Source organism: Pelosinus fermentans DSM 17108 (assembly GCF_000271485.2).
Classification (GTDB): domain Bacteria; phylum Bacillota; class Negativicutes; order DSM-13327; family DSM-13327; genus Pelosinus; species Pelosinus fermentans.
On record NZ_AKVN02000001.1, the window covers coordinates 3,994,012 to 4,005,800 of the forward strand.

Consider the following 11,789-nt stretch of genomic DNA (forward strand, 5'->3'; position numbering starts at 1 on the left):
AATGGTAAGGATCTTACCTATATATTCCTTAAATCCTTTGCGATCTCCTTCGTTATAAGCAACAAGATCTATCACAAAAAACATCACTATTTTTATACACATTAGATAATAATTCCATTCCGTCTTAAAATCTAAGCATGTATCACAATTATCACGAGTCAGGATTCAACACCAGAGGAAGTCGTTTCCAATAAAGATAACAATTTTAACGCAACGGATAGATCCATGCGAACCTTTAATGAATCTAAATCAACACCCAGCATTTTTTCCAAATTTCTTTTACGAAAAACAACGGTTTGTGGATGCACAAAAAGCCGTTTGCCGATTGTCTGAGCCGATGCTCCAGTTATCACTTCTTTGAGAGTGGCAAGCAATTCACTTTGCTCACATTTGCCCTCAGGATTCAATAGCATTCCCAAATGATAATTAATAAATTGTCTTGCCTGCTGGGAAGAACAGTCATTAAAAATGAACTGATAACACCCTAGTTCTTCCCAATAATGCAGCAGGTTTTCTGGATAAAGCACAGGACTGCAAAGAAGTGACAGACGTGCTTGATCATATACATCTGCAATCAAAGATGTTTGTTCAGAAGAATGAGAGATACCTCCACGAATCTGCATTCCTTGCCAAAAGCGAGTCAGCTGCTCTATGATCTCTTCTGTCACAGCCTTAGCATGTTTTAGCGATATTCGAACATCTTTAACTGGCAGAGGATACAAAATGGCTATCCCTTCTTGGGTTTGCCAAGTTACTCCTCCCACTTGACGATGAATGTTATCAACCAATCGATCGATGGAATACTGCCGCTCCTCCCTTTCCTCTATGGACGTATTTTGAGGCAGCTTCTGCCAGGGAATCGTCAACAAAAGAATCACAAAAGGCGGTTTTATCTTCAATTCCAATTGAGCAGCTCCTGCCACTAATTCTTCCTGAGAAATTCTTCGATGAATCACATCATTCAGCAATTCTCTGCGCTTGCGCCGCTCATAACCATATAATTGCTCTTGTTCAGCCTTTTTCGTGGCAGTAACATCAAATCCAATAGCAGACAGCTGAAAATCACCTGTTGCGGGGTCAATTACAACACGGTTTGTCCAATCAATCCATACTCCCTTGCCTGAAGAAGTCATATTCTCACTTAAGCGGCGCTGAAAGGAGCTATTATTATTTTTTAATCCTTCAAATAGTTCTTCCAGGTCTTTTCCCATTGAATCATAGGCAGGTGCTATCGTATCAAAAACAGACCGTCCAATCAGTTCTTCTTTGGAGAATCCAAAAAACGATAATCCCCATTCATTCATAAAAATAATTTCACCAGAAGAATTAATGATAATCATAATGACTTTTGCAGCTTGAACTAGTTCTTTATACCGTTTATCACTTTCTTGCAGCTTCTTCTCCGCCTCGATTCTTTTGGTAATATCAATATAAAGAATCGCCAGGTGATCCTGAATCGGACTATAGGCAATAACAGAAAACCATTTTTTTAATGGAAAGGAATAGCATTCTATGGTAGTAGGTCCCTCATTTACTACCTTTTCGCACAACTTTGCCCAATTTAATTCAGGCAAGATGTTCTTTAAAGTAACCTCACTTGATTTTTTGCCGATAACATCGTTAACCGATCGGTTTGCCATACGGCAATAGGCAACATTTGCTTCTAAAATAATCGAATCAATAATGGTATGATTATGATCTCTTATCATTCTTTCATAATTGAATCCTTCACTCATGTGCTCAAATAAATTCGTATACTTTAACTCATTGAAGAACATCTCATCCTGCAATTGACGAACTTTAGTAATATCCCGTCCAACACACAGTACAGAAGCGATACTATTATCAGTATGAAACTCTGGCACAAGCTGCAAATGAAAAACCATTCTTTTATTATCAATAAAATGCTCTAATTCCCGTTGAATGGATTGCCCTTTATTCAGTACACCTTTGATGCCCTGCCTAATGATAATACAAAAAGCACGAGGCAGCTTAAGCTCTTCATTTGTCTTACCAATGAATGCTTCTTTGGGCATTCCTGCAATCGGTTCAATTGCCGGATTCACATACAAATACCGGCATTCCCCATCATAACGGGCAATAAGGTCATTGGAGTTCTCCGCAAGGGCCCGGTACTTGTTTTCACTGGCGAGAACACCTTCTTCCCACAATTTTCTTTCCGTAATATCCATACAAGTTGACAAACTTTTATAATAATGACCACTATCATCTCTAACAAACAACGTACTGATCAATATAGGAAAAACGGAGCCATCTTTACGAACCATTTCTAGATCGGTCTCACCAATCTGCCCTTTTTCCATCACTCCGGCAACATATTCTTTATATATAGCACGACTCTTTTCTGTCAGTATATCCTGAAAGCAAAGTGTGCCAATTACTTCTTCTCGCCTATATCCCAGCCACTTTAGCTCCGTATCATTGATGTAAATAAAATTTCCATCTAAATGCAAGGAATGATATCCTCCAGGAGCATTTTGAAATAAATTCAGCCAATCTTCGGCCAATTGATTCCGCTCGTAATTACAGGTTTGAATCGCATCTTCTAAATCATTCACTTCTGTGATATTCCTGACACTAATGATGAATACAGTGTCATTTTGAAATTCCATACGTCGACATTTCATTTCGACAGGAAATTCATTCCCCTCTTTGTGCAAATGAATGGTACGATAAACCAGAGGACTTTGATCCGCCGCAAACCATTTACTCTTCACGGTTTCCATTATGTCTTTAGCATGAAGGTCCTGAATATGAAGAGCTAGCAGCTCTTGGGCGGAATAACCGTAAGTATAGGATGCTAATTCATTTGCATTCCAAATACGGCCATCTGAACGGACTACCAAAATAATATCGGGAGCTTGTTCCATTATCATTTTATAAAACTCATTATCGAATGGATTTATACTGTTGCCTTTCAAGTTACTATGCGTCATCTTGACCTCCTCTAAGCTTTTCATTTTTCAACTTTATGAGAAGTTATATGCTTTATTGGAGTTTATTTTAGTTTACATATTGCACGATATCATTATTGTATAAATTTGTCAATCCTTCTTTATTTTTGCCCGTTCAGCTCTTTTTTTCATCAAAAAACCATCCCATACTAACAACTAATTAGGATGGAATGGTCTACTATTCTTACCTGTACATTTTGTAATATCGATTTCAATGCAGTTACCCTTTATCAGTACTGCATTGTTTTCGATATTTCTTAGGAGGTAATCCGACTTGCTTTTTAAAAAATTCATAAAAAGTCGAAAGGCTTCCAAATCCGCATAGCAATGCAATGTTTACTATCGTTAACTCTGTATTGACAAGCATCTGCTTTGCATTTTCCACCCGCAGCCGGTTAATGTATTCTACAGGTGTCATCTGAAATTGCTGGCGAAACAAATGGATAAAATGATTTTGACTGATTCCCAACTCTTTAATTTGGGCAGTAAGCCTGCCGCCGTCAGCAAAATGAGTATCAAAAATATGTTTGGCTTTTTCAATTACATCCAGCATAGGTCGAAACGCAGTCAAATCCGGCCGGCATCTTTTGCAAGGCCGCAATCCATAAGCATAGGCTTCTTTGATTTCATCAAAGAATTCAACGTTATTTCGTATTGGTTCTTTCGATTTACACGATGGGCGGCAAAAGATACCTGTTGTTTTCACGCCATAGAAGAATATGCCGTCATAGGAATGGTCACAATGAACAACAGCATTCCACTTTTCATCTTTAGTTAGTGCTGTCATATCGTTACCCCCATCGCTTATTTTTCATAACGTACTCTTATTATATCAAAAATATCCTTCCAGTCTTACGGTATTTCACTTTGTAATTTTAGGTACATTCACACCAGGATATCAGTGTGATAAAATAAATCGGCAGCTATCGAAATTTTGTCATCTACGATTTTCATCAAACGTTTAAACAGAAGAAGGAGAATGTATGGAGAAGACGATAAGAGAGCGTATTTGCAGTCTGGCAGATGACGAATATCGGCAGTTTCAAAGCAAATTGGTACCAGGTGTGGACAACATTTTGGGAGTACGCCTTCCAAACTTGCGAAAACTTGCCAAAGAACTTGCCAAGGGAGATTGGCGCAAGGATATAGCCCTAATGCAGGACAAGTATTATGAGGAAGTTATGCTGCAAGGCTTGATCATCGGCTATGCAAAGACGGATATCGAGGAAATCTTACACTATGTTGCAGCTTTTGTGCCAAAAATCAACAACTGGGCAATATGTGACTGGTGCTGCGGCAGCTTTAAAATCACCGAAAACCATCTGGCAAGGGTTTGGGGGTTCCTGCAACCCTACCTGCTGTCGCAAAAAGAATATGAACTACGGTTCGGCATCGTGATGCTGCTGACTTTTTACATAGAAGATGAGTACATCGATCGGGTTTTGCTGCTTTTAGATACTGTAAAGCATAAGGGATATTACGTTAAAATGGCAGCAGCTTGGGCCCTTTCCATCTGCTTTGTCAAATATCCCGAAAAGACGATGGCCTACTTAACGAAAAACACGCTGGATGACTTTACCTACAACAAAACACTGCAAAAAATCACCGAATCCTTCCGTGTGAACAAAGAGACAAAGATCATCATACGCAATATGAAACGCAGCTAAGAACACTGCGCATTCTGTAAAACATAGCCGCTTACGCGGACATAAAGGGGAGGACCATTAAAGAAACTTAACTTTCCAGGCGTAAAAAATAGGCATTACTCTATATGAGTAATGCCTATTCTAAACGTATTCAATTTGGTTTTAAAGCTGCATTTAGTTTAACTTTAATACATTATAGCCCTTTAAAATTGGCAGTAATATATCTAACATATTTTTTATTCCGCCCTCGACGTCGGACTCAATATTCAGTACTAACAGGGGCTCATGCAAGGATATTCGCAGCATAAACCATCCATTACCACTGGATTCATCAGTCGATACTCGGATGCCATCATAATTCTCGGCAACAAGGCTCCATCCTTTTACTTTCTCTACCTGCTTTTCTAGATCTTCCAGAACAGCAGCTCCTCCTGCCCGAAAATCCTTATCAAGAATAGGAATTCTAATTTCATCACTCTCATAAGGAAACTGTAAGGTTTCGATCACACTTTGTATTTCTTTGTTGTCCTGACGTAACATCGCCATTTTGATTAGTATTTTGGCAATCAGATAAGCACCATCATCCAAGAAATAATTTTCTTTGCAGGCAGCATGACCGGAAGTTTCAATCGCCAAATGGCAGGGCTCTCCCGTGGCATTAAGCCGTTTTGCTTCGTTTATTACATTCTTATAACCTCGTTTAAAGCGACGCTGTCTCCCCCCCTGCTCTTCAATAAACCTGCGTAAGCCAGTAGAGGTGATAGAGTCCGTGACGATCACCGATTGAGGGTGCTCGTCTAGAACAATAACAGAGAGTAAAGCAATCAAGGCATTGCGATTGATTTCCACCCCATTGCTGCTGACAATGGCAGCTCGATCCACATCGGCATCAAAGATAATCCCCAAATCAGCCTTGGTCTTAAGCACTGCCGCTTTCAGTGAATCCATGGCAGCCTGATTTTCTGGATTAGGAGAATGATTGGGGAAAGTTCCATCTGGTTCTAGAAACTGACTTCCCGTCGTATCCGCTCCTAATGGCTCCAAAACCTTTGCCGCGAAGAACCCTCCTGCACCATTGCCGGCATCGACAATAATATGGCAGCCTTGCAAAGGCTTTTCATAATTCTGCTGAGAGTTAACGCCCTTGCGAATCGTATGTACTAGCAGTTCAGAATACTCCGCAATCAAATCCTTCTCATCGACGATGCCCTTACGCTCACTACAAATAGAATCAGCTTGCGATGCATTCTCTAAAATGGCTGCAATATCTTCCTTTTCACAACCGCCCTCTTTGGTAAAGAACTTTAGACCATTATGATAAAAGGGAAGATGACTGGCTGTTATCATGACAGCCCCATCACATTGGTAATTTTCTAAAATAGTCGTCATGAACATGGCTGGTGTTGTACTCATACCACAATCATAAACATCACAGCCTAATTCAGCTAATCTTTCAATCAAAGCCGTTTTTAATTCCGGACCTGACAACCTCGAATCCATACCAATCGCAATCTTGCAGCTAGCTGCCTGTATGTTCTTTACCTCCAGCAGCCATTGCCTAAACCCAAAACCGATCGCTCTTACCATCGTTGACGTAAGAGTCACTGCATTCTGTGGTGTTGCAATGGCAATCCCTCGTATATCCGTGCCATTTTGCAGCCGTTTCCAACTTTCCATCATAATTGACACCTACCTATTCTTTAAAATATCCTAAATAAAAACATACTTGCCTGCCTTTAAATTACCCTAGAGTAAAGAGATATCCAGTATGCCAGCATGAATGTCCTGCTTCCTATATATTACCCATCAGAAAGAATATAGCTGGTCTTATCTTCATGTCCTCTCATCCAGAAACCTCTTAAACTATTACTTAGCCATAATGAATCCAAATTCCTGCAGGCGCAATATTACTGTACTTTTACAATACAAAATACTTATCTATAAAGTAATTTTTGCTCATCGGCAGCCACTCTGGAATGTCGTAAAATTTATTTTTAATCGGTCGCAGAATTTGTTCACGATAAACATCATACTTAAAATCTTTGCCTTCTACTAAGTAAAATGATATACCATCTAACTTTATTTCTTCAATAGTAACCTCTTGAAAATAAGGAGTGTATAAAGCTTTATCCGCCGGTTTAGTACGGAAAATAACTATATTCTTCCCGTTAAAATTCCTGAAATCAGTGTACATATCATCATGTCGTGCGTGATACGATCCTTTGCCAAAGACACTTACATATTCCTGCGTATAATAATACAGCACTGCTGATTTTGAATAACTTTCAGTGGCAAAAATGTAATCCTTAGAATATGGTTTTAGAATATTAGCCATTGCCTGTGGTTTAATATAGAATAAACTTTGCTGATAAATCCTGCTTTGCGCTATTTGAGCAGGGGGTGAAATCAAAATATAAGATAACAAGATATTGAAAGTAAAAGTAAAAACAGCCACAAGCAATGTGGATTTCTGGAAAGTGACTTCACTAAAATGAAAGAAAGTCAAAATGAAGAGAAATGGTAAGAACGCCAGCGGCCAATGAAGTCCAATTGGCTTTGTAAATGACAATATCGCAAATATGCCTATTGGAACTATAAACAAGACAGAATAATATTGTCTGAGGTGGTCCGAACCAGTAATTCTCATTGCTGTTTTCGAGTCTCGGAGCAAGTAATAAATCACAACAGGCGTTAGCAAAAGCAGCAGTTGTCCTAAATAAGATAAGAAATATAAAGGCTTCAAGGCGCCCATATCTTGATTCCGATTATATACGTTAAACATAATATTCGACCAACCATGAGTATAATTGTAGTATACGTTTAGTAGACCAAATGGCATGGCACAAATAGCCATTATGGAAAGTGCTCTAATCCCCCATCGATTACGTTGATAAATCAGCACATATACTACATAAGCAATTACGAGAACTGCTGAAAAATATTTTGATAAGAAAGCTCCGCCAAGAAAGACACCTGCTGCAATTAAGTAAAGTGGCTTATTCTTGTGCAGACCATGATAAAAACATGCAGACGAAAGGGAGACAAATAACATAAGTGGAGTGTCAGTTGTAACTAAAATATTAGCCATATTAAGTGGTGATACCAAGAATAAGATTACTGTCCAACTAGCAAGGTTCTTATTTTGGCTCTGTAACAAGATATAAATGGCAGCACCAATGACATAAGGAAAAATAAGCGGTGGAAGGCGAAGTGCATATTCACTAGAGCTAAATTTTAAAATGACGGCAAGCAGCCAGCCGACCATTGGCGGATGATCATAATAACCAAAGTCGAGGAATGTTCCCCACGTGTAAAAATAAGCCTCATCACCAGTAAGCGGAATCCCATAGGCTAGAAGTGATTTCAGAAGAAATGTCACGCCTATTGTAATATATAACAGTTTTTTACTATCCAAATTTTTCATCCCTTCTTAACCAATTAGTACCACCTCCATAGTAACCTACTATTATTACAGGACTCTTAAACAACGATTAGAATTGGATTAAAAAGTTCAAATTTCTCTTCCTATCTGTAAAAAAATGTTCTTATATACTTAAGAGGTTTGATTAAACGATAAGGGATAGTATTCATGCCGACGAAAGATACAACTATATTGATTGTAATTGAGACCAGTGGACGTCAGCCTCTGATTATTTATTAGGAAAAAATTGAATTGACGGTTTTTCATAAGAGCAGACATGAACCCATTTTCCATCACAAATCAACTCGATTTTTCCGAGTTGCCTGCCTTCCCAAATCCAGGACTTGATGACTTCTGCTACAATTATATTGGTTTTTTTCTGCGACAAGGTTGGATCCGCTACTACTGGGATACCATGAATGATTGTACACATTATATAAGCCTCCTATCACTTATTTGCTAAAGAGTTGAATGATTCATTTCTATTAATGGATATATTTTGCTAACCAAACTCTGGTAATATATAAAAGTTCTTTACTATCCAAATTTTTCATCCTTTGTTAACAATTAGTACTACCTCCATAGTAACCTACTATTATTACAGGACTCTTAAACAAAGATTAGAATTGGATTAAAAAGTTCAAATTTCTCTTCCTATCTGTACAAAAAAATGTTCTTATATACTTATAGATATTTGATTAAACAATAAGGGGTAGTATTCATGCCGACGAAAGATACAACTATATTGATTGTAGAAGATGAGTGGAAAATCGCCCGATTTATACAAATGGAACTGGAACACGAAGGCTTTAAAACCGTAATTGAGACCAACGGGCGTCAGGCTCTGGATCGAATTGTCCAAGAAAACTTTGACCTCATTTTATTAGATATTATGCTGCCGGAGATGTCAGGCATAGAAGTCTGCCGCCGGGTTCGAGAGATTTCTCAAATACCGATCATCATGATTACCGCCAAAGGTGCAATTGAAGATAGAGTCACGGGGCTGGATATTGGTGCAGATGACTATCTAACCAAACCATTTGCAATACAAGAACTTCTGGCCAGAATCCGTGCAGCTCTGCGTAAAAATAAGGCGAGTAAGTGCCAGCTCGACCAAGGAAATTTACGCGTAAAAAATCTCGTTTTATTTTCAAAGCGTTTTGAAGCACAGGTCAACGGGCAGCCTATCGAATTGACTAAAAAAGAATATGGTCTCCTCGAATATTTGGTACGTAATAAGCACATTGTATTAGATCGCGAACACATTCTACAGGATGTCTGGGGTTATGAATATGCAGGAAATACAAATGTAGTGGATGTTTATATTCGCTATTTGCGCAGCAAACTTGATGAACAGTTCGGGGAAAAATATATACATACAGTTAGGGGAATCGGCTATGTGGTCAAAGATTAAAAAATTCACCATCTCAATGTCGATTCAATTGACAATATTCTACATTGGTATTTTGTTCTGCATTCTGTTCATCATGAGCTTTTTTACTGTCTGGGGGGTACAATATATCTTGTTTATGCAGGCAGAAAATGACATTATTGCCAGTGCCAATAACATTACCAGCTATCTAGCAGCAGGTCATCCTATAGATCAACAATTATTAAGTGAAAATTTTCTTGAATCCGATATTATTCTCAGGATCTATGACGAACAAAGCAACCTAATAATAGATAATGCTCCTTATACGATTAGCACAAACAAACCTCAGATGAGAGAGCAAGAAGGCATTCAGCTTATTGAAAGTACTTTACTAAGAGAAATTCCACGCCATCCCTACGAGGTAAACCATACTCATTTTTATTACTTACAGCAATTGGTGCAACTAAATGGACATTCATACCAATTGCATTTCATGAAAATAATCTCGGAGAAAAATGCCGTTCTAAAGACCTTATCCAATATTATGAAAGCAAGCAACCTCATCGCCCTATTTTTTATCATTACGACTGGTATCTTTATCATTCGCAATATTCTGCGCCCCATTCGAAATATAACAGCAATTGCTAAAGAGATTGAGATTAATGACTTAAGCAAACGTATCCATGTTAAAGATAGCAATGATGAACTCCATCATTTGGCAAGAACATTTAATCATATGTTAGATCGGCTTCAGACGGGATTTGAACAACAGCAGCAGTTTGTCGCAGATGCTTCCCATGAACTGCGTACTCCCATCACGGTTATTAGCGGTTATGCCAATATGCTGGATCGTTGGGGTAAACAAGACGAATTTGCATTACAGGAAGGAATTAGCGCAATAAACTCGGAAGCAGCTAATATGTATGAGCTTATTGAAAAGTTGCTCTTCTTGGCGCGAACGGATCAGAGTAATCAGATGATCAATAAAGCTAACCTTGATATGCAAAGCCTAATTGAAGAAATAGTACAGGAAACTCAGCTTATCGCTCCAAACCATCAAATATTTCTAACTAAAAATGATTCTGCCATTATTTATGCAGATTCTGCTTCTATCAAGCAGATGTTACGAATTTTCATTGAAAACAGTATTAAATACACACCTATCGGCGGTACAATTCGTATCGCTTCACACCAAGTAGATACTTACTTGCATATTACTATTCAAGATACTGGAATTGGCATACCGAAAGAAGAGCAATCTAAAGTTTTTGACCGTTTTTACCGGGTTGATGCATCCCGTTCAAAACTAACAGGTGGAGCCGGTCTCGGCCTTTCTATTGCACAATGCATTGCTCAGCAGCATGATATTGAGATTCATTTGACCAGTATACTAAGCGAAGGTACTACAATTACACTGCAGTTTCCCCTACCTTCCAAAAAGCAATGATTAACTGATGCAAACCAGCCCTCCTAGTGATATCCGTCAATTCGTCAAGCTTTCCATACAAAAGCTCTCTCAATAAACAACTGGACGTTCATCCATCTTGTCTACTAAGAGAGCTGCCTATTTCCTATATCTTCAAGTAAATATTGGGTCACTGTCCTCTTTAGGGGGAGCGTTTGAATCTGCGATACTCTGATTAATCGTTTTAATTCCAGCATCTGTTGCTTTTCTCACAGCTTCCTTCACTGGGGATTTCTTACCAATGGAGGTATAGGGGAGCCATGTAGTGTTAGAGCCACGACCTGTAACATCTTCAATTAAAGTATATTTCTGGGTAATGGCATTATATAAACGAACTCTAAGTGTAGCCACCGTTTTGATATTTTTATAATATAATACATCACGATAATCGGATTTTACAGGAAGAATTTCCACAGTAAGTAAGGAATTGGTTCCTAATTCTTTAGCCAAACTGTTTAAATCTTGCTGATCTTCTAGTTGTAGTTTTTCCAGCGTATTCTCCCTTAAATCCTTACTTACAATTTCGCCACCTGGCATGTGTTTGTCTAACTTCGCAGTAATTTCACTTTTCAGTTCACTTCCATACGATTCTTTAGAACTATCCATTACTATAAACCTTATATCTTCGGGGTTTGTAGAAGATGCATGAACTGGGAATGTCAGCATAACAAACATTGTTACAAGTATACACAAACTCTTATACATGTATATTATCTCCTTTATTGCCATCTTTAAATTATTTTGATTATCATTACAATTGCTCTGAAGCTCAATTATGGGCCCTAAAGTAATTTTATTTATTCTCTCCTCTCAGTTAATCTTACCATTATAATAGCCCTCCATTATTACACGATCATTAGACTAAGATTAGAATTAGATTAAAAATGATAGCGCGTTCAGATCGTAAAAA

General features: G+C 38.2%; 9 protein-coding genes. 3 read left to right on the forward strand and 6 right to left on the reverse strand.

The features are described 5' to 3' along the window. Nucleotides 1-158: 158 nt before the first annotated feature. Nucleotides 159-2,957, reverse strand: a complete 2,799-nt coding sequence (locus FR7_RS18335; protein ID WP_007937383.1) for a PAS domain S-box protein — start codon at nucleotides 2,955-2,957, stop codon at nucleotides 159-161. Between the two features lie 238 nt (nucleotides 2,958-3,195). Beyond that, a complete protein-coding gene (locus tag FR7_RS18340; RefSeq protein ID WP_007937384.1) occupies nucleotides 3,196-3,762 on the reverse strand; it encodes a bifunctional transcriptional activator/DNA repair enzyme AdaA in 567 nt (188 codons plus the stop codon). Nucleotides 3,763-3,958: 196 nt separating this feature from the next. On the opposite strand from FR7_RS18340, the gene FR7_RS18345 reads away from it, so the two are divergent. Beyond that, a complete protein-coding gene (locus FR7_RS18345) occupies nucleotides 3,959-4,642 on the forward strand; it encodes a DNA alkylation repair protein (protein ID WP_007937386.1) in 684 nt (227 codons plus the stop codon). 153 nt (nucleotides 4,643-4,795) lie between these two features. On the opposite strand, the gene FR7_RS18350 is transcribed toward FR7_RS18345, so the two are convergent. From FR7_RS18350 to FR7_RS18360, 3 genes are all read right to left on the reverse strand, one after another. Next, nucleotides 4,796-6,301, reverse strand: a complete 1,506-nt coding sequence (locus tag FR7_RS18350) for a phosphohexomutase domain-containing protein (protein ID WP_007937388.1) — start codon at nucleotides 6,299-6,301, stop codon at nucleotides 4,796-4,798. Between the two features lie 238 nt (nucleotides 6,302-6,539). Further along, nucleotides 6,540-8,045: an ArnT family glycosyltransferase gene (locus tag FR7_RS18355; RefSeq protein ID WP_017531322.1), complete on the reverse strand. Its 1,506-nt coding sequence runs from the start codon at nucleotides 8,043-8,045 to the stop codon at nucleotides 6,540-6,542. A 226-nt stretch (nucleotides 8,046-8,271) separates the two neighbouring features. Next, on the reverse strand, nucleotides 8,272-8,475 hold the full coding sequence (locus FR7_RS18360; protein ID WP_007937391.1) for a hypothetical protein: 204 nt from the start codon (nucleotides 8,473-8,475) through the stop codon (nucleotides 8,272-8,274). A gap of 288 nt (nucleotides 8,476-8,763) precedes the next feature. Here FR7_RS18360 and FR7_RS18365 point away from each other — a divergent pair, with 288 nt between their 5' ends. Both FR7_RS18365 and FR7_RS18370 read left to right on the forward strand, forming a co-directional pair. Next, nucleotides 8,764-9,456, forward strand: a complete 693-nt coding sequence (locus FR7_RS18365; protein WP_007937393.1) for a response regulator transcription factor — start codon at nucleotides 8,764-8,766, stop codon at nucleotides 9,454-9,456. Beyond that, a complete protein-coding gene (locus FR7_RS18370) occupies nucleotides 9,440-10,861 on the forward strand; it encodes a sensor histidine kinase (protein ID WP_007937395.1) in 1,422 nt (473 codons plus the stop codon). Before FR7_RS18365 ends, FR7_RS18370 begins: the two co-directional genes overlap by 17 nt. 132 nt (nucleotides 10,862-10,993) lie before the next feature. Here FR7_RS18370 and FR7_RS18375 read toward each other — a convergent pair whose 3' ends face one another. Continuing rightward, nucleotides 10,994-11,584 carry a hypothetical protein gene (locus FR7_RS18375; RefSeq protein ID WP_007937396.1) on the reverse strand — a complete coding sequence of 197 codons (591 nt, stop codon included), beginning with the start codon at nucleotides 11,582-11,584 and terminating at the stop codon, nucleotides 10,994-10,996. Between the last annotated feature and the right edge of the window lie 205 nt (nucleotides 11,585-11,789).